The sequence below is a fragment of the Klebsiella pneumoniae genome, assembly GCF_000742135.1.
GTDB classification, from domain to species: domain Bacteria; phylum Pseudomonadota; class Gammaproteobacteria; order Enterobacterales; family Enterobacteriaceae; genus Klebsiella; species Klebsiella pneumoniae.
In genome coordinates this window covers 937,600-956,837 of record NZ_KN046818.1, presented here as the reverse complement: position 1 = coordinate 956,837, position 19,238 = coordinate 937,600, and the positions used below count along the sequence as shown (strand labels likewise).

Sequence of the window (19,238 nt, the reverse complement as noted above, 5' to 3'; positions counted from 1 at the left end):
CCCACAAGTGGCGATAAACACACATAAAGTGGTCTGAAAAGGCAATAAAAAAGGCACATCTCACGATGCGCCCTTGTACTTCGTCACATTCCCTGACGGGAAAGCCGATCAGTTCACCGCGTCTTTCAGCGCTTTACCAGCACGGAAGCCCGGCACTTTTGCGGCAGCGATAGTAATTTCTTTACCTGTTTGCGGGTTGCGACCAGTACGGGCGGCACGTTCTTTAACAGCAAAGGTACCAAAACCTACCAGCGCAACGTCATCCCCAGCCTGCAGAGATTCAGTAACAGAAGCGATTAAAGCATCTAACGCACGTCCAGCTGCAGCTTTAGAAATGTCCGCACCCGCAGCAATTTTGTCAATCAGTTGAGATTTATTCACTGTTCTCTTCCTCTCTTTATAATTTATATCGCACCTGAGTCCTTCATAGTGCGACCGCGCAGCAGTTATATCAGGACTGTCATGCCCTTACAACAGCAGTTGTCGATGACCCCCCTGCCAGCGATCTAAGTTAGCTACACAAAAAAAGGCTGGCAAGTCCGAAATGACTTACCAGCCCTATTTTTATTAGCGCAATTTGCGCAGAATCACTATTTCGCGGTCACAACCTGCATGCCGAACGGTTCGTTCTGCAGCGCAAGTGTCAGAACTTCCTCGATTCGTTTCACCGGATGGATATCCAAATCGGCGATAACGTTATCCGGAATTTCTTCAAGGTCGCGTTTGTTCTCATCAGGAATCAGAACAGTCTTAATGCCGCCGCGATGCGCCGCCAGCAGTTTTTCCTTCAGACCGCCGATCGGCAGCACCTGACCACGCAGAGTGATTTCACCGGTCATCGCCACATCAGCGCGTACCGGGTTGCCGGTCAGGCAGGAGACCAGCGCCGTGCACATGGCGATCCCCGCGCTCGGACCATCCTTAGGCGTCGCCCCTTCCGGCACGTGCACGTGAATGTCACGCTTCTCGTAGAAGTCGGCGTTAATGCCCAGCTTGTCAGCCCGCGAACGTACCACCGTCAGCGCAGCCTGAATCGACTCCTGCATCACCTCGCCCAGCGAGCCGGTGTAGGTCAGCTTGCCTTTGCCCGGCACGCAGGCGGTTTCGATGGTCAGCAGATCGCCGCCCACTTCCGTCCACGCCAGACCGGTCACCTGACCGACGCGGTTCTCACTATCGGCGCGGCCATAGTCGAAGCGCTGTACGCCGAGATAATCATGCAGATTCTCACCGTTAATTTCGATGTGTTTCAGCGATTTATCCAGCAGCAGTTGCTTAACGGCCTTGCGGCACAGCTTGGAGATTTCACGCTCCAGGCTACGTACCCCCGCTTCCCGCGTGTAGTAACGAATAATGCCGATAATGGCGCTATCGTCGACGGTCAGCTCGCCTTTCTTCAGCGCGTTACGTTCGATCTGCTTCGGCAGCAGATGACGTTTGGCGATGTTCAGTTTTTCATCTTCGGTATAGCCGGAGAGACGAATCACTTCCATACGGTCCAGCAGCGGCGCCGGAATGTTCATGGAGTTGGAAGTCGCCACGAACATCACGTCGCTGAGATCGTAATCCACTTCCAGATAGTGGTCGTTAAAGGCCACGTTCTGTTCCGGATCCAGCACCTCAAGCAACGCGGAAGCCGGGTCGCCGCGCATGTCGGAAGACATTTTGTCGATCTCGTCCAACAGGAACAGCGGGTTTTTGACCCCCACTTTCGCCATTTTCTGGATCAGTTTGCCCGGCATCGAGCCAATGTAGGTCCGACGATGACCGCGGATTTCCGCTTCATCGCGCACGCCGCCAAGCGCCATACGAACGTATTTCCGTCCGGTCGCTTTGGCGATGGATTGACCCAGCGAGGTTTTACCTACCCCCGGCGGTCCCACCAGACAAAGGATTGGCCCCTTGATTTTGTTCACCCGGCTCTGCACCGCGAGATATTCAAGGATGCGATCCTTCACGCGCTCCAGGCCATAGTGATCGGTATCGAGGATCTCCTGGGCCTGACGCAGGTCTTTTTTGACCTTACTGCGCGCATTCCACGGCACCTGCACCATCCAGTCGATGTAGCCACGCACGACGGTCGCTTCCGCAGACATCGGCGACATCATCTTCAGCTTCTGCAGTTCCGCTTCGGTTTTTTCTTTCGCCTCTTTCGGCATTTTCGCCGCATCGATCTTACGCTTCAGCGCTTCGTTTTCGTCCGGGGCGTCGTCCATCTCGCCGAGTTCTTTCTGAATCGCTTTCATTTGCTCGTTCAGATAGTACTCGCGCTGGGATTTCTCCATCTGCTTTTTGACGCGGTTGCGAATGCGCTTCTCAACCTGCAGCAGATCGATTTCCGATTCCATCATCGCCATCAGATATTCCAGACGTTCGTTAACGTCGGACATCTCAAGCACAGACTGCTTGTCAGCCAGCTTCAGCGGCATGTGCGCCGCGATGGTATCCGCCAGGCGCGCCGGATCGTCGATGCTGTTCAGCGACGTCAGCACTTCCGGTGGGATCTTCTTGTTCAGCTTGATATAGCCTTCAAACTGGCTGATAGCGGTGCGAACCAGCACTTCCTGCTCGCGTTCGTCAATCGCCGGCGAGTCGAGATACTCCGCTTTCGCCGAGAAATGCTCGCCATTATCAGACAGCGCAGAAATGCGAGCACGCTGCAGCCCTTCGACCAGCACCTTCACGGTGCCGTCCGGCAGCTTCAGCATCTGCAAAATAGACGCCACGGTTCCAACGGTGAAAAGATCGTTTACACCCGGCTCATCCGTCGACGCTTCTTTCTGCGCAACCAGCATGATTTTTTTATCATGGTCCATGGCCGCTTCGAGGCAACGGATAGATTTTTCCCGCCCTACGAACAGGGGTATGACCATGTGCGGATAAACCACCACATCGCGCAATGGCAATACGGGGATTTCAATGCGTTCAGAACGCTCAGGATTCATAGAGCTCTCTCTTAGTTTAAAGTCCGCCAGGTAGCCGACGACGCCACACTCCACTGCATCGTCGTTAATATGTAATCCAGTATATGGGGATGTATTCCACACATTCAACGGCGGGAATGCAGGAAAAATAAAAGGGGAGATAAAATCCCCCCTTTTTGTTAACTGCTTGAGTGAAATGGTTAATTATTCACCAGATGCCTGCTGAGCTTCCGGTTTGCCGTAGATCAGCAGCGGTTTGCTCTGACCGGCGATAACCGACTCATCAATGACCACTTTTTCGACATCTTCCATCGAAGGCAGGTCATACATGGTATCCAGCAGCGCCGCTTCCACAATTGAGCGCAGGCCACGGGCGCCGGTTTTACGCGCCATCGCTTTCTTGGCGATAGCGTCCAGCGCTTCGTCGCGGAATTCGAGCTCTGCGCCTTCAAGGCTAAACAGCGCCTGATACTGCTTGGTCAGGGCGTTTTTCGGCTCTTTCAGGATCTGGATCAGGGCTTCTTCGCTCAGCTCGTTCAGGGTCGCCACTACCGGCAGACGGCCGATGAACTCCGGGATCAGACCAAACTTGATCAGATCTTCCGGCTCGACCTGAGCCAGCAGTTCCCCTTCGCTCGCTTTGTCGGACTTCGCTTTTACCGTCGCGCCAAAACCAATGCCGGAGCCGGTTTCCACACGGTGGGAAATCACTTTGTCCAGGCCAGCGAACGCGCCGCCGCAGATAAACAGGATCTTGGAGGTATCAACCTGCAGGAACTCCTGCTGCGGATGTTTACGCCCGCCCTGCGGCGGAACGGCGGCAACGGTCCCTTCGATAAGCTTCAGCAGCGCCTGCTGCACGCCTTCGCCTGAGACGTCGCGCGTAATCGACGGGTTATCGGATTTACGCGAAATTTTGTCGATTTCGTCGATATAAACGATGCCGCGCTGCGCTTTCTGCACGTCGTAATCGCACTTCTGCAGCAGTTTCTGAATGATATTTTCGACGTCCTCACCCACATAACCGGCTTCGGTCAGGGTAGTGGCGTCCGCCATGGTAAACGGCACATCCAGCAGGCGCGCCAGCGTTTCCGCCAGCAGCGTTTTACCGGAACCGGTCGGCCCGATCAGCAGGATGTTGCTTTTACCCAGCTCTACGCCATTGCTGGTATCGCCATTGCGCAAACGCTTGTAGTGATTGTATACCGCGACCGCCAACACCTTCTTCGCCTGTTCCTGACCGATGACGTAGTCATCAAGGTGGTGGCGAATCTCGTGCGGCGTCGGCAGCGCGCTGCGCTCGCGGTGCGGCGCCACTTCTTTAATCTCTTCGCGAATGATGTCGTTACATAAATCAACGCATTCGTCGCAGATATACACGGATGGCCCGGCGATCAGCTTACGCACTTCATGCTGGCTTTTGCCGCAAAAAGAGCAATACAACAATTTGCCCGATCCATCTTTGCGTTTATCTGTCATGAGTCCAAACCTCTTTTTAAGTTCTTTGTGCCGCACACGACGACGCAAATGCCATTCTCAGGCGCAAGCCGCCATATAGCGTTGTGCCGCCCTTCATTAGTATATACACAAAATCCTTCGCGCTACATCGAGCCGGTAGCGAAGCCACCGGCCGCAAGCCTGCCAGACAAGCGGCCGAATAAAAGCCAACCGCTCGCACAGACGTGGCGAGAAGGATGAAGCGTAAAGCGGCACCCTTGCGCCTTGGGCATCAATTACGATGGGTCAAAATAGAGTCGACCAGCCCGTACTCCACGGCTTCCGCAGCAGACAGGAAGCGGTCACGCTCGGTGTCACGCTCAATCTGCTCAAGAGACTGGCCGGTATGATGCGCCATCAGCTCATTCATGCGTCCTTTCACCTTCAGGATTTCACGGGCGTGGATCTCAATATCCGTCGCCTGTCCCTGATAGCCGCCCAGCGGCTGGTGGATCATCACGCGGGAGTTCGGCAGGCAGAAGCGCTTGCCTTTCGCCCCGGCGGTCAGCAGGAACGCGCCCATAGAAGCGGCCTGCCCCATACAGATGGTGCTGACATCCGGCTTGATGAACTTCATGGTGTCATAAATCGACATCCCGGCGGTGATTACCCCGCCCGGAGAGTTAATGTACAGGTAAATGTCTTTTTCCGGGTTTTCCGCTTCCAGAAACAGCATCTGCGCCACGATCAGGTTTGCCATGTGGTCTTCGACCTGGCCGGTCAGAAAAATGACGCGTTCCTTAAGCAGACGGGAGTAGATATCAAAAGAACGTTCACCGCGTGAGGTCTGTTCAATGACCATCGGCACCAGGGCCATATGGGGTGCAAAGTTGTCTCGTTCGCCACTGTATGACATTTCCGTCTCCTGGAGTAATTTTAAAATACCTGCTGCACTGATTGTAACCTTACGGACGGATTATCAGCCACAGTTTCTATCCGCTGAATGCGTCACCGCCTCTTCAATACGCGTGCGATTGCGGATGCAGTTGCCTCCCCCGGTAATGGGGATGGTGTTGCCATATTTCAAGCATAACAAGCTTTTGCTGTAACGCTATCATGGTTAATGCGTTTTCGCACCGTGCCTGTGGCTATCATTATCTTAAAAAAAAACCCGCCGCCTTTCGGCAACGGGTTTTTGCTCGAACCTTAAACGATAGCGGCGAAATTACGCCTGCTGGTTCATCAGTTCGTTGAAGGAAGTGGCTTTTTCAGACACTTTGGCTTTCGCCAGCACGGCTTCAACAGCCTGCTCTTCCAGCGCCACGTTGCGCATGTTGTCCATCAGCTCTTTGTTCTTGCTGTAGAACTCAACGACTTCAGACGGATCTTCGTACGCAGAAGCCATCTCTTCGATCAGGGCTTTTACGCGCTCTTCGTCAGCTTTCAGCTCGTTGGTGCGGATCACTTCGCCCAGCAGCAGACCAACAACGACGCGACGTTTAGCCTGCTCTTCGAACAGCTCGCGCGGCAGTTCCAGAGCCTGTTTCTCGTTGCCGCCGAAACGCTGAGCAGCCTGACGACGCAGCACGTCGATTTCGCTGTCGATCAGGGCAGCCGGAACGTCGATCTCGTTGGCTTTAACCAGACCTTCGATAGCCTGAGACTTCACGCGGTTACGCACAGCGCCTTTCAGCTCGCGTTCCATATTTTTACGCACTTCAGCGCGCAGGCCAGCGACGGAACCATCTTCCACGCCGAAACGTTTGATGAACTCTTCGGTCAGCTCAGGCAGTTCACGCTCTTCGACTTTCTTCAGGTTGATAACGAACTTAGCCGCTTTACCTTTCAGGTTTTCTGCGTGGTACTCTTCCGGGAAGGTCACGTCGATGGTGAACTCTTCACCCGCTTTGTGGCCTTTGATACCGTCTTCGAAGCCCGGGATCATGCGACCCTGGCCCATCGCCAGTACGAAGTCAGAGGCTTTGCCGCCTTCGAACTCTTCGCCGTCAACAGAACCGGTGAAGTCGATGGTTACGCGATCTTCAGCGTCAACCGCGCCTTCTTTTTCTTTCCAGGTCGCCTGCTGCTTGCGCAGAGTTTCCAGCATGGTATCAACGTCAGCGTCGGTGACTTCAACAACCGGTTTTTCAACTTCGATCGCGTCCAGACCCTGCAGTTCAACTTCCGGATACACTTCGAACTCTACCGCGTAGGTGAAGTCTTCGCCCAGTTTGTATTCGCCCGGAACGTAGTTCGGCGCGCCGGCCGGATTGATTTTTTCTTTGATGATCGCGTCAACGAAATGACGGCTCATCAGGTCGCCCAGCACGTCCTGGCGAACGGAAGCGCCATAGCGCTGAGCAACAATATTCATCGGCACTTTGCCTTTACGGAAGCCGTCAATGCGAACTTTTTTCGCTACGTTGACCAGCTCGCTTTTGACAGCATTCTCGATGCTGTCAGCGGCGATAGTAATCGTTACACGGCGCCCAAGGCCCTGAGTGGTTTCAACTGAAACTTGCATCTTGTTACCTCAAAAAAATCACAGTGCTCGGTCAACTCTGGAAGCGCGTGTAGGTGGCTTCGCAGAACCGGGATGCCCTCTTCAAATCAGAAACACATTCCCTGTCGTCAGAATCATCCCGAAGACATTCATATATAAGACGCGGCATTATAGCGGCATCACTTTTGTGAGTCGAGAACGGTTGTCGCCTGGTGCTGCGGCATTTTTCACATTTCCCGCTCAAATTTGCCCGCAAAAGCGCTGACTTTGCGCATTTTCCAGGCAAAACAAAACGGCCCGTAGGCCGTTTTTGCTAAATCTGCAAGCAACATACTGGAAAAGCGCCAGCGGTTGCAAATGGGATTTCTAAGCGATACTCCCTGCGCCGCGGCACGGCGGCGAAGCAAATACCGTATCCTGTAATGCTTCCCATTCTTTAATCGTGTAGGTGTGCAGCGCCAGGGCATGCACCGTATTCGACAGCTCCTCGGTTAGCGTGCCGTAGATCATACGGTGGCGATTGAGGAAACGCTCGCCAGTGAAGCGATCGCTCACTAACACCACTTTAAAATGACTTTCAGAGCCCGCAGGGACGTTGTGACGATAACTTTCATCCACGACTTCGAGATACATCGGGTCGAACGCTGCTCTAAGTTTTGCTTCGATCTGTTCACGTATCATCATGAATTTTCTCCTCCGACAACGCTGAGATGCCGCCACTCCATTTAAATGTTAGCCGCTTTTACCGCTTCCATTAGGAGAAAACAACAAAAAATTAGCATTGTTCTGATATTTTCATTCAAAAGTATCACGTTTACTGGCTCTGGTCGCCAAATCCGTCGGGGAACGAGCCATTAACCGTGGCGGGACGCTCAGAAAACCGCCAGCACGATGGATTTACACGCGTTGCCACTTCCCCTTGCCGTTGGCAATGCTATGATGGCGGTAATTTTCCTTATAACAACACCATGCGTTGAGACCTGAACATGCTTAAGAAGATTCTTTTCCCGTTGGTCGCCATGTTTATGCTGGCAGGATGCGCCACGCCGCCGACCACCATTGAAGTATCGCCGAAAATCACGCTGCCGCAGCAGGATCCAAGCCTGATGGGCGTGACCGTCAGCATCAACGGCGCCGATCAGCGTCCGGACCAGGCGCTGGCGAAAGTGACGCGTGACAATCAGCTGGTCACTCTCACCGCCTCCCGCGATCTGCGCTTCCTGCTGCAGGAAGTGCTGGAGAAACAGATGACGTCTCGCGGCTACATGATTGGCCCGAACGGCGCGGTCGATCTGCAGATCATCGTCAACAAACTCTATGCTGACGTCTCTCAGGGTAACGTGCGCTATAACATCGCCACCAAAGCCGATATCGCCATCATCGCCACCGCGGCAAACGGCACGAAAATGACCAAAAACTACCGTGCCAGCTACTCCGTTGAAGGCGCCTTCCAGGCCTCGAACAAAAACATCGCTGATGCCGTCAACAGCGTCCTGACCGATACCATCGCCGATATGGCGCAGGACACCAGCATCCACGATTTCATCAAGCAAAACGCGCGTTAATGCTATCGCGAACCCGGCCTCCGCCGGGTTCGTGCTTTATGCTATGTCCAGTCATTACTTACGCATTTTTCAGCAGCCGAAATCAGCCATTTTGCTGATCCTTGGCTTCGCCTCCGGTCTGCCGCTGGCCCTCACCTCCGGTACCCTGCAGGCCTGGATGACGGTGGAAAATATCGATCTGAAAACGATCGGTTTTTTCTCGCTCGTCGGCCAGGCCTATGTCTTTAAATTCCTCTGGTCCCCGCTGATGGACCGCTACACGCCGCCGTTTCTTGGGCGTCGTCGCGGTTGGCTGTTGACCACCCAGGTATTACTCCTGCTGGCGATCGCGACGATGGGCTTTCTTGAGCCGGTCACCCAATTACGCTGGATGGCGGCGCTGGCGGTGGTGATCGCATTCTGCTCGGCGTCGCAGGATATTGTGTTCGACGCCTGGAAAACCGACGTGTTGCCAGCAGAAGAGCGTGGCGCCGGCGCCGCGATCAGCGTGCTGGGCTATCGCCTGGGGATGCTGGTCTCCGGTGGACTGGCCCTGTGGCTTGCCGACCGCTATCTCGGCTGGCAGGGGATGTACTGGCTGATGGCGGCGCTGCTGGTGCCCTGCATTATCGCCACGCTGCTGGCGCCCGAACCGAGCGACGTTATCCCGGTTCCCAGATCGCTCGAGCAGGCGGTAGCCGAACCGCTGCGCGATTTTTTCGGCCGCAACAACGCCTGGCTGATTCTGCTGCTCATCGTCCTTTATAAGCTTGGCGATGCGTTTGCCATGAGCCTGACCACCACCTTCCTGATCCGCGGCGTGGGATTTGACGCTGGCGAAGTGGGAATGGTGAACAAAACCTTAGGCCTGTTCGCCACCATTCTCGGCGCCCTGTACGGAGGCGTCCTGATGCAGCGGCTGACGCTGTTTCGGGCACTGCTCATTTTCGGTTTGCTGCAGGGGGTCTCTAACGCCGGCTACTGGCTGCTGTCGATTACCGATAAGCACCTCTATTCCATGGCGACCGCGGTATTCTTTGAAAACCTGTGCGGGGGAATGGGGACGGCGGCATTTGTCGCGCTGCTGATGACGCTATGCAATAAGTCGTTCTCCGCCACCCAGTTCGCGCTGCTCTCGGCGCTCTCTGCGGTCGGTCGCGTATACGTTGGGCCGATTGCCGGCTGGTTTGTCGAGGCTCACGGCTGGTCGACCTTCTATCTCTTCTCTGTCGTTGCGGCGGTGCCGGGGATTGCCCTATTGCTGCTGTGCCGGCAAACGCTTGAGCATACCCAACGCACCGCAAGCTTTATGCCGCGTAGCGAGTTCCCGCAGGCCTATGCGCTGGCGCTGGGGATCCTGACACTGGGCTGCCTGCTGCTCGCGGTGTGGCTGGCGCTGCTGATCCTCAACGCGCTGGATTATACGTCGTTCTCCTTCCTGTCCGGCCTGCTGGAGGTTGCCGCGCTCACCGCCGTCGGCGGGATTTTGTTCGGCGGCCTGCTTGACTATCTGGCGCTGCGTAAAACCCGCCTGATTTAAGGATCCAGCATCATTATTAGCCGTTGTAATTACGAAACGTAATTATAACGGCTTATTAACGCTTTTATATTGTCCGCCGCGCTATTTGTTGTTTTGTGCGTTTTTGATTTCTGGAAATTATTGACAGTTTTCGTTCGACTCTTTAAATAATTTAACCGATTCAGCTCCGGGGATTTTATTTTTCGTTTTCACAATGTCTTTTATTTGATAATTAAATGTTAAACAATTGTTCTAATTTGTGGGTGGTTATGCCCATTAGCCGCTAAGCACTCCTTTTCTTATCCCTTTCGTTATCAATCCCACGAAAATCAGGCTTTGCAAGCGATTAAGTAACACTACGTTACATATGTGACAAACCAAGCAGAAGCCGCTAACACAGAACTGACAGAGATCCAATCATGTTTACAGTAATGCAACCTTACCGTAAAATGCCCATACACTTTAAACGCCACCAGATCCCGTGGAATTGAGGTCGTTCAATGAGACTCAGGAAATACAATAAAAGTTTGGGATGGATGTCATTAATCGCAGGTACTGTATTACTCAGTGGTTGTGATTCTGCACTCCTTGACCCAAAAGGACAGATTGGACTGGAGCAACGCTCTTTGATTCTGACGGCCTTCGGCCTGATGATGATTGTCGTTATTCCCGCCGTCTTGATGGCAGTAGGATTTGCCTGGAAGTATCGCGCGAGCAATAAAGATGCGAAGTATAGCCCGAACTGGTCACACTCCAACAAAGTGGAAGCTGTGGTCTGGACGGTACCTATTCTGATCATCCTGTTCCTGGCCGTTCTGACCTGGAAAACCACTCACGCACTGGAACCAAGCAAACCGCTTGTCCATGACGAGAAGCCAATCACCATCGAAGTCGTATCGATGGACTGGAAATGGTTCTTTATCTATCCGGAACAGGGTATTGCTACCGTTAACGAAATCGCCTTCCCGGCGAACGTACCGGTACACTTCAAAGTGACCTCTAACTCGGTGATGAACTCGTTCTTTATTCCGCGCTTAGGTAGCCAGATTTATGCAATGGCCGGTATGCAGACTCAGCTGCACCTCATTGCTGACGAAGCTGGTACTTATGACGGTATCTCCGCTAGCTACAGTGGCCCGGGCTTCTCAGGTATGAAGTTCAAAGCGATTGCCACCCCGGATCGGGCGACTTTCGATCAGTGGGTTGCAAAAGCCAAACAGTCTCCGAACTCCATGGACTCCATGGCCGCGTTCGAGAAAGTGGCTGTGCCTAGCGAATACAACAAAGTGGAATATTTCTCTAACGTGAAACCGGATCTGTTCAAAGATGTTGTGAACAAATTCATGTCTCACGAGAGCATGAACATGTCTAAACCTGAAGGCGAGCACGCTGCTCACGACGGGATGGAAGGCATGGACATGAGCCACGCGGAAACCGCTCACTAAGGGGCCGAGGAAGAAAACGATGTTCGGAAAACTTACACTGGATGCAGTGCCCTACCACGAACCTATTATCGTGGTAACGGTGGCTGCGATTATCATTGGGGGACTGGCGCTTCTGGCAGCCATCACTTACTTCGGTAAGTGGTCCTACCTATGGAACGAGTGGCTGACTTCTGTCGACCACAAACGTCTCGGTATCATGTACGTTATCGTGGCAATCGTCATGCTGCTGCGTGGCTTTGCTGACGCCATCATGATGCGTAGCCAGCAGGTGCTGGCTTCGGCCGGGGAAGCCGGCTTCCTGCCGCCTCATCACTACGATCAGATCTTTACCGCCCACGGCGTTATCATGATCTTCTTCGTGGCGATGCCGTTTGTTATCGGTCTGATGAACCTGGTGGTTCCGCTTCAGCTCGGCGCGCGCGACGTAGCCTTCCCGTTCCTCAACAACCTGAGCTTCTGGTTCACCGTTGTGGGCGTGATTCTGGTTAACCTGTCTCTGGGCGTTGGTGAGTTCGCGCAGACCGGTTGGCTGGCCTATCCGCCGCTGTCGGGAATTGAGTACAGTCCTGGCGTAGGGGTTGATTACTGGATTTGGGCGCTGCAGCTCTCCGGTATCGGTACTACCCTGACCGGTATTAACTTCTTCGTGACCATTATCAAGATGCGCGCCCCGGGCATGACCATGTTCAAGATGCCGGTATTCTCCTGGGCATCTCTGTGCGCTAACATCCTGATTATCGCCTCGTTCCCAATTCTGACCGTCACCATCGCGCTGCTGACCCTGGATCGTTACCTGGGCACCCATTTCTTTACCAACGATATGGGTGGCAACATGATGATGTACATCAACCTGATTTGGGCCTGGGGTCACCCGGAAGTGTACATCCTGGTTCTGCCGGTGTTCGGGGTCTTCTCCGAAATCGCCGCGACCTTCTCGCGTAAGCGTCTGTTCGGTTACACCTCTCTGGTATGGGCAACCGTCTGTATTACCGTTCTGTCGTTCATCGTTTGGCTGCACCACTTCTTCACCATGGGTGCTGGCGCGAACGTAAACGCCTTCTTCGGTATTACTACCATGATTATCGCGATCCCGACCGGGGTTAAGATCTTCAACTGGCTGTTCACCATGTATCAGGGTCGCATCGTCTTCAACTCGGCGATGATGTGGACTATCGGCTTTATCGTGACCTTCTCCGTAGGTGGGATGACCGGCGTGCTGCTGGCGGTACCGGGCGCGGACTTCGTTCTGCACAACAGCCTGTTCCTGATTGCGCACTTCCATAACGTTATCATCGGCGGCGTAGTGTTCGGTTGCTTCGCAGGTCTGACCTACTGGTGGCCGAAAGCCTTTGGCTTCACCCTGAACGAAACCTGGGGCAAACGCGCTTTCTGGTTCTGGATCATCGGCTTCTTCGTGGCGTTTATGCCGCTGTACGTGCTGGGCTTCATGGGTATGACCCGTCGTCTGAGCCAGCAGATCGATCCGCAGTTCCACCCGATGCTGGTTATTGCAGCTTGCGGTGCGGCGCTGATCGCCTGCGGTATTCTGTGCCAGCTGATTCAGTTCTACGTGTCTATTCGCGACCGCGATCAGAACCGCGACCTGACCGGTGACCCGTGGGGTGGCCGTACGCTGGAGTGGGCAACCTCTTCTCCACCGCCGTTCTACAACTTCGCTATCGTTCCTCAGGTTCACGAACGTGATGCCTTCTGGGAAATGAAAGAGAAAGGTGAAGCGTACAAACAGCCTGCTCACTATGAAGAAATTCATATGCCGAAAAACAGCGGCGCCGGCATCGTGATTGCCGCCTTCGCTACGGTATTTGGTTTCGCCATGATCTGGCATATCTGGTGGATGGCGATCGCCAGCTTCATCGGCATCGTAGCGACCTGGATTATTAAGAGCTTTGACGAGGACGTGGATTACTACGTACCGGTTGCAGAAGTCGAAAAACTGGAAAAACAGCATTTCGATGAGATTAACAAAGCAGGGCTGAAAAATGGCAACTGATACTCTTGCGCATACTGCCCACGCGCATGAACACGGGCACCATGATACAGGACCGATGAAGGTATTCGGTTTCTGGATCTACCTGATGAGCGACTGCATTATCTTCGCTACGCTGTTTGCTACCTATGCCGTTCTGGTGAACGGCACGGCCGGCGGACCGACGGGCAAAGATATTTTCGAACTGCCGTTCGTTCTGGTTGAAACCGCACTGCTGCTGTTCAGCTCCATCACCTACGGCATGGCGGCTATCGCCATGTACAAAAACAACAAAAGCCAGGTGGTTTCCTGGCTGGCGTTGACCTGGTTGTTTGGCGCCGGATTTATCGGGATGGAAATCTATGAATTCCATCACCTGATCATGGAAGGCTTTGGTCCGGATCGTAGTGGCTTCCTGTCCGCGTTCTTCGCGCTGGTCGGCACCCACGGTCTGCACGTGACCTCCGGTCTTATCTGGATGGCGGTGCTGATGTTCCAGGTTTCACGTCGTGGCCTGACCAGCACTAACCGCACGCGTATCCTGTGCCTGAGCCTGTTCTGGCACTTCCTGGACGTCGTGTGGATCTGCGTGTTCTCGGTTGTCTATCTGATGGGGGCGATGTAATGAGTCATTCTACCGATCATAGCGGCGCTTCTCACGGCAGCGTGAAGAGCTACATGACAGGATTTATCCTGTCCATCATCCTGACGGTCATTCCGTTCGCCATGGTGATGAGTGGCTCCGCCTCGCATGCGGTTATCCTTGGCACCATTCTGGTGACCGCTGTGGTGCAGATCGTGGTACACCTCGTGTACTTCCTGCATATGAACAGCAAGTCCGATGAAGGTTGGAACCTGACCGCATTTATCTTCACCGTAATCATCATTGCGATCGTGGTTGTCGGCTCCATCTGGATTATGTGGAACCTGAACTACAACATGATGATGCACTAAGAGCGGCGAGTATGTTTAAGCAATACCTGCAAGTAACGAAACCAGGCATTATTTTTGGCAACCTGATCTCCGTGATCGGCGGTTTCCTGCTGGCCTCCAAAGGCCACATCGACTATCCGCTGTTCGTCTGGACGCTCCTTGGAGTATCCCTGGTGGTCGCCTCGGGTTGTGTATTCAACAACTACATCGACCGGGACATCGATCGTAAGATGGAACGGACGAAAAACCGGGTGCTGGTCAAAGGGCTGATCTCGCCAGAAGCTTCGCTGGTGTACGCCACCTTGCTGGGTATTGCTGGCTTCATGCTGCTGTGGTTCGGCGCTAACCCGCTGGCCTGCTGGCTGGGGGTGATGGGGTTCGTGGTTTATGTCGGCGTCTACAGCCTGTACATGAAACGCCACTCCGTCTACGGCACGCTGATTGGCTCACTCTCCGGCGCTGCGCCGCCGGTGATTGGCTACTGCGCGGTCACCGGTGATTTCGACAGCGGTGCGGCGATCCTGCTGGCTATCTTTAGCCTGTGGCAGATGCCTCACTCCTACGCCATCGCGATTTTCCGCTTTAAGGATTATCAGGCGGCGAATATTCCGGTACTGCCGGTGGTGAAAGGCATTTCGGTCGCCAAAAACCATATTACGCTGTACATCGTCGCCTTTGCCGTGGCAACCCTGATGCTCTCGCTGGGCGGCTACGCCGGGTATAAATACCTGGTCGTGGCGGCAGCGGTCAGCGTCTGGTGGCTGGGCATGGCGCTGCGTGGCTATAAAGTGGCCGATGATAAAGTCTGGGCGCGTAAGCTGTTCGTCTTTTCTATCGTCGCCATCACCGCGCTGTCCGTGATGATGTCCGTTGACTTTATGGTGCCGGATTCACATAGTCTGCTGGCTTACGTGAGATAATTACGCACTCCAGTACGCTCTAAGGCCCCGTTTTTACGGGGCTTTTCTTTTCTGTTCCCTCACCGGATTCTTTCTCATTTCATACTTCCCTCCCCTCCCCCATCGCTTTCCCGCTATCTTTCATATCAAAAAATGAGGAAAAATTGAGCCAGTACGCATCGGGCATCACTCGCGCCGCACGGTCCTGCAATGCTACCTTTCGCCGGGGCTCTAGCCCCTTTGGGAAATAATCACTACAAGGAATTGCAATGAAAGAGTTAACACTGAACGAAATGGAGTATATCTCCGGTGGCTTTAATCTGTTCGGCGCAGCCAGCGGCTTCGCCAGCTTTGTCGCCAACTCTGGCGTCGGCTTCACCTCTTTTGTTCTGACCTCCGGCACCGCATTTGCCTCCTTCGTCGGCGACAGCGCGATGGCGTTTGGTTCCTTCCTGACCGGACAGTCAAACTGGGAAACCTTTGTGACCGCCGGAAAGGAAAACTGGGGAAGCTTTGTTAACACCGCCGGCAACAGCTGGAATACTTTCGTGAATAACGCGGCCAGCGACTGGAACACCTTTCTGACCAAAGCGTCGGCCTAAGCGACGTCTATCTTAGGGCAGCGCCACTGGCTGCCCTGTTTAACCCACCAGCATCGCCTGCGCGCTGTAGAGCAGATCGAGGTGATCGCGGCATAACGCTTCCAGCGAAGTGCGCGATTGATGACTGGTCAGACTCAGCGCCCCCCACCAGGTCCCTTCCCTGTCGGTTAACGGCACCGCCAGCACCAGCATGCCAATCTCAAACTCCTGCTCAATGGTGGCGTATCCCTGGCGCCGTACCTGGGCGATTTTCTCCATCAGCGACGCGATATCGGTCACCGTATAGGGGGTACGTTGTTCCCGGGTTATGCGCTGCAGGACGGTCTCACACTCTGCTTCCGGCAGCGAAGCCAGCCACAATCGCCCCCCGGCGGTACAGAAAATGGGCACCCGCTCCCCAAGCCGCACCGACGTAGAGTTGAACGGCGTATGCCGACTGCGGGCGATATAGACCAGTTCATCTTCATCAACCACCCCCACCGAGGCATGCTCTTCGGTCCGGCTGGCAATGTATTCGACAATCGGCCGTACCATGCGGGGAAACTGCGCCGAATCGACATAGGCCTGGCCAAGCCGCAGCGTCTTCGGGGTAAGCCAGTAATAGCGCCCGTCGGTTTGCAGATAGCGCTCATGCAGGAGCGTCAGCAGAAAACGTCGCGCGGCGCTTTGCGTCAGGCCGCTCATTTTCGCCGTCTGGGCGACGGTGAGCTTTGGGCAGGTTTTGGAAAAAAGCTGAATTAGCGCCAGCCCTTTTTGTAAACCGACGATCAGATCGCGTGGATGAATGGTGTTTTGCATATTCGCTCACATTTTTGCAACATCATTATCGATTTCCTGCGATTATCGCAGCGATGGTGCGATTAACAACCAACATGTCCGAATTCTTCGTTGTCGCTCCCAGCTTCCACTGAAATACTTTCACAACATTCATTTAACAAATGAGGTTTGAAATGGTCAGTGGAACTACCCAGGTTGTCGCCGTGATTGGTCATCCGATCGCCCAGGTGAAATCGCCAGATAACTTCAACCGCTACTTTGCCGAACAGCACATGGACAGCGTCATGATCCCGGTGGATATCGTCCCGGACGCGGTGGCCGCCTACCTAAACGCCCTGCGCGGCTGGCAGAACATGACCGGCGTGCTGGTGACGGTGCCGCATAAGCAGCGCGCCGCCGCGCTGGTCGACGACCTCACGCCGCGCGCCCGCCGACTCAACGCCGTCAATGTGATCCGCAAGCTGGCGGATGGCCGCCTGCAGGGCGATATGCTGGACGGCGTCGGCTTTCAGCTCGCCGCCGAGGCGCAGGGTTTTCAGCCGGCAGGTAAGCAGGCGCTGCTCTCCGGTTGCGGCGGCGTCGGCAGCGCCATCGCCTGGGGACTGTGCGAGGCGGGGATCCGTCGGCTGGCCCTGCACGATCAAACCCCGGCCACCCGGCAGCGCCTGCATGACCTTCTGGCTGAGGCCTTTCCGGCGGTGCAACTGAGCGCGCTGCCAGACACCCTTTACGGCCTCGATCTACTGGTTAATGGCTCACCGGCCGGCATGGCCGGATTTGATGAGCTGCCTCTACCGCAGGCGCTTCTGGATACGCTCGACAGCACCACTCATGTGGCCGACGTTGTCACCGCCCCGGTGATGACGCCGTTGCTCACTTTCGCCGCCGCACGTGGTTGCAAAGTACAGACCGGGCCGGAAATGGCGCTGGCGCAGATGAGGCTGATGGGCCAGTTTATCGGCGCCATCCCGCAGGAGCAGGGAGCGGCGGCATGAAGAGCTGGGATGTGATCGTCATCGGCAGCGGCGCGGCCGGTTTTGCCGCCGCGGTCACCGCCTGCTGTAAAGGGCTGTCGGTGCTGATGCTGGAGAAAGCCGGCCAGTTCGGCGGCACCTCGGCCATCTCCGGCGGCGCCGTGTGGCTGCACGATACCGACCAGGCGCGCGCCGAGGGCAAAAGCGGTAGCGCCGAGGCGATGAAAACCTACCTGCGAACCATTATCGGCGAGGGCCAGTACCGCGAAGATCTTGCCGAAGCGTTTGTCAGCGCCGGGCGGGAGGCGCTGGCCTTTCTCGAGCGTGAGGGGGCAGTAAAGTACAGCCTGCGTCCGCTCTCGCCCGATTACTATCCGGATGAACCCGGCGCAGTCGACGTCGGTCGTGCGCTGGAGGTGGTGGAGTATGACGGTCGTGAACTGGGGGACGCGTTTCGCGACCTGCGTTCACCGCCGCCGGGGATGCTGCTGTTTGGCGGGATGATGGTCAACCGCGTCGATATTCAACATTTTCTCGACATGCGCCGCTCGCTGCGCTCCCTGGCCCATTGCACCCGGCTGCTGCTGCGCTACGCCCGCGACCGGGTGAAGTACCCTCGCGGCACCCGCCTGGCGATGGGCAATGCGCTGATAGCCCGCATGGCGACAACGGCGCTGCGTAAAGGCATGAACCTGCGGCTGAATGTCAATGTTCTGGCGCTGTGCGAAGCGCAAGGCGCGGTCCACGGGGTGGAGATTGAGTATCAGGGGCAAAGAGAGACGCTGCACGCCCGCCGCGGGGTGGTGCTGGCCGCAGGCGGCTTCGCCGCGGGCGCGCTGGCGGCGCGCTATCGGCCACATACCCGCGAACACTTCACCATGTCGCCGCCGGCCAACGATGGCGCCGCGCTGCATCTCGCGGCGGCGCTTAACGCTCGCGAGGGAGCCGATCGGGCCTCCAACTTTTTCTGGGCGCCGGTATCGGTGCTGACCCGGGCCGACGGCAGCGAGGAGCGCTTCCCCCATCTGGTAACCGATCGCGCAAAACCGGGCGTGATTGCCGTCAATCAGCGGGCGGTACGCTTCGTCAACGAGTCCAGCTCCTATCACCATTTCGCCAGCGCAATGCAGGATGCAGCGGAAAATGCCCCGTGTTTTTTACTCTGCGACGCCCAGGCGATGAAGCGTTATGGCCTCGGACTGGCGCGCCCGGCGCCGGTCAATAATGACGCCCTGGTCGCCGCTGGCTATCTGCACAAAGCCGATACCCTGGCCGCGCTGGCGCAACAGCTTGGTCTGGATGCCCAAACCCTGAGCGAAACGGTAGCCCGCTACAACCGCGACGCCGCGCAGGGCGTGGATCGGGAATTTGCTAAAGGCGGCAACAGCTATAACCGGGCGATGGGCGATCCGGGCCATCAGCCTGACGCCTGTAATGCCCCCCTGCTCAGCGCGCCGTTCTATGCCATCAAACTTTATACCGGCGATCTGGGGACCTCACGGGGCCTGGTCACCACCGCCGATGCCCAGGTCGTCAATACCCAAGGAAACCCCATCCCGGGGCTGTACGCGGTGGGAAACGACATGGATTCGCTGATGGCCGGCACCTATCCGGGCCCCGGCATCACCCTCGGCCCAGGGCTGACGTTTGGCTATCTCGCCGCCTGCCATCTGGCACAACACTCCACCCACTAA

The 19,238-nt window shown here is 55.6% G+C and carries 17 protein-coding genes; 10 read left to right on the top strand and 7 right to left on the bottom strand.

Annotated elements, in window-relative coordinates; translation table 11 throughout:
- Nucleotides 1–108: 108 nt before the first annotated feature.
- The 6 genes from hupB to bolA all read right to left on the bottom strand — a co-directional run bounded on the left by hupB (nucleotide 109) and on the right by bolA (nucleotide 7,548).
- The gene (gene hupB / locus DR88_RS20500; protein ID WP_002444653.1) at nucleotides 109–381 is read right to left on the bottom strand and encodes a nucleoid-associated protein HU-beta; all 273 of its coding nucleotides are present in this window, start codon (nucleotides 379–381) and stop codon (nucleotides 109–111) included.
- A 209-nt stretch (nucleotides 382–590) separates the two neighbouring features.
- Nucleotides 591–2,945 carry an endopeptidase La gene (gene lon / locus DR88_RS20505; protein ID WP_004151336.1) on the bottom strand — a complete coding sequence of 785 codons (2,355 nt, stop codon included), beginning with the start codon at nucleotides 2,943–2,945 and terminating at the stop codon, nucleotides 591–593.
- Between the two features lie 183 nt (nucleotides 2,946–3,128).
- Nucleotides 3,129–4,403, bottom strand: coding sequence for an ATP-dependent protease ATP-binding subunit ClpX (gene clpX / locus DR88_RS20510; RefSeq protein ID WP_002891807.1), 1,275 nt, complete (start codon nucleotides 4,401–4,403; stop codon nucleotides 3,129–3,131).
- Between the two features lie 250 nt (nucleotides 4,404–4,653).
- Nucleotides 4,654–5,277, bottom strand: coding sequence for an ATP-dependent Clp endopeptidase proteolytic subunit ClpP (gene clpP, locus DR88_RS20515; protein WP_025861679.1), 624 nt, complete (start codon nucleotides 5,275–5,277; stop codon nucleotides 4,654–4,656).
- 309 nt (nucleotides 5,278–5,586) lie between these two features.
- Nucleotides 5,587–6,885, bottom strand: coding sequence for a trigger factor (gene tig, locus DR88_RS20520; RefSeq protein ID WP_004147333.1), 1,299 nt, complete (start codon nucleotides 6,883–6,885; stop codon nucleotides 5,587–5,589).
- Nucleotides 6,886–7,230: 345 nt separating this feature from the next.
- On the bottom strand, nucleotides 7,231–7,548 hold the full coding sequence (bolA, locus tag DR88_RS20525) for a transcriptional regulator BolA (protein ID WP_002891649.1): 318 nt from the start codon (nucleotides 7,546–7,548) through the stop codon (nucleotides 7,231–7,233).
- A gap of 302 nt (nucleotides 7,549–7,850) precedes the next feature.
- Between bolA and DR88_RS20530 the strand changes: the two genes are divergently transcribed.
- From DR88_RS20530 to DR88_RS20565, 8 genes are all read left to right on the top strand, one after another.
- Nucleotides 7,851–8,429 carry a lipoprotein gene (locus DR88_RS20530; RefSeq protein WP_002891647.1) on the top strand — a complete coding sequence of 193 codons (579 nt, stop codon included), beginning with the start codon at nucleotides 7,851–7,853 and terminating at the stop codon, nucleotides 8,427–8,429.
- Between the two features lie 43 nt (nucleotides 8,430–8,472).
- Nucleotides 8,473–9,948 (top strand): muropeptide MFS transporter AmpG, encoded by a 1,476-nt coding sequence (gene ampG / locus DR88_RS20535; protein WP_004144673.1) that lies wholly within the window; start codon nucleotides 8,473–8,475, stop codon nucleotides 9,946–9,948.
- A gap of 479 nt (nucleotides 9,949–10,427) precedes the next feature.
- Entirely contained in the window at nucleotides 10,428–11,372 is a 945-nt protein-coding gene (gene cyoA, locus DR88_RS20540; RefSeq protein WP_002891641.1) for a cytochrome o ubiquinol oxidase subunit II, read from the top strand.
- A gap of 19 nt (nucleotides 11,373–11,391) precedes the next feature.
- A complete protein-coding gene (gene cyoB, locus DR88_RS20545; RefSeq protein WP_002891638.1) occupies nucleotides 11,392–13,383 on the top strand; it encodes a cytochrome o ubiquinol oxidase subunit I in 1,992 nt (663 codons plus the stop codon).
- The gene (locus DR88_RS20550; protein WP_002891635.1) at nucleotides 13,373–13,984 is read left to right on the top strand and encodes a cytochrome o ubiquinol oxidase subunit III; all 612 of its coding nucleotides are present in this window, start codon (nucleotides 13,373–13,375) and stop codon (nucleotides 13,982–13,984) included. Before cyoB ends, DR88_RS20550 begins: the two co-directional genes overlap by 11 nt.
- A complete protein-coding gene (locus DR88_RS20555; RefSeq protein WP_002891634.1) occupies nucleotides 13,984–14,313 on the top strand; it encodes a cytochrome o ubiquinol oxidase subunit IV in 330 nt (109 codons plus the stop codon). Before DR88_RS20550 ends, DR88_RS20555 begins: the two co-directional genes overlap by 1 nt.
- Before the next feature lie 11 nt (nucleotides 14,314–14,324).
- Nucleotides 14,325–15,212: a heme o synthase gene (gene cyoE / locus DR88_RS20560; RefSeq protein WP_002891629.1), complete on the top strand. Its 888-nt coding sequence runs from the start codon at nucleotides 14,325–14,327 to the stop codon at nucleotides 15,210–15,212.
- A 248-nt stretch (nucleotides 15,213–15,460) separates the two neighbouring features.
- Complete coding sequence (locus DR88_RS20565; protein ID WP_004178748.1) at nucleotides 15,461–15,793, top strand: hypothetical protein; 333 nt, start codon at nucleotides 15,461–15,463, stop codon at nucleotides 15,791–15,793.
- Nucleotides 15,794–15,832: 39 nt separating this feature from the next.
- Here the strand turns inward: DR88_RS20565 and DR88_RS20570 are convergent, their stop codons facing one another.
- Nucleotides 15,833–16,591 (bottom strand): IclR family transcriptional regulator domain-containing protein, encoded by a 759-nt coding sequence (locus DR88_RS20570; RefSeq protein WP_002891624.1) that lies wholly within the window; start codon nucleotides 16,589–16,591, stop codon nucleotides 15,833–15,835.
- A gap of 152 nt (nucleotides 16,592–16,743) precedes the next feature.
- On the opposite strand from DR88_RS20570, the gene DR88_RS20575 reads away from it, so the two are divergent.
- The gene (locus tag DR88_RS20575; RefSeq protein WP_025861683.1) at nucleotides 16,744–17,565 is read left to right on the top strand and encodes a shikimate dehydrogenase family protein; all 822 of its coding nucleotides are present in this window, start codon (nucleotides 16,744–16,746) and stop codon (nucleotides 17,563–17,565) included.
- On the top strand, nucleotides 17,562–19,238 hold the full coding sequence (locus DR88_RS20580; protein ID WP_032443797.1) for an FAD-dependent oxidoreductase: 1,677 nt from the start codon (nucleotides 17,562–17,564) through the stop codon (nucleotides 19,236–19,238). The genes DR88_RS20575 and DR88_RS20580 overlap by 4 nt, the downstream gene beginning before the upstream one ends.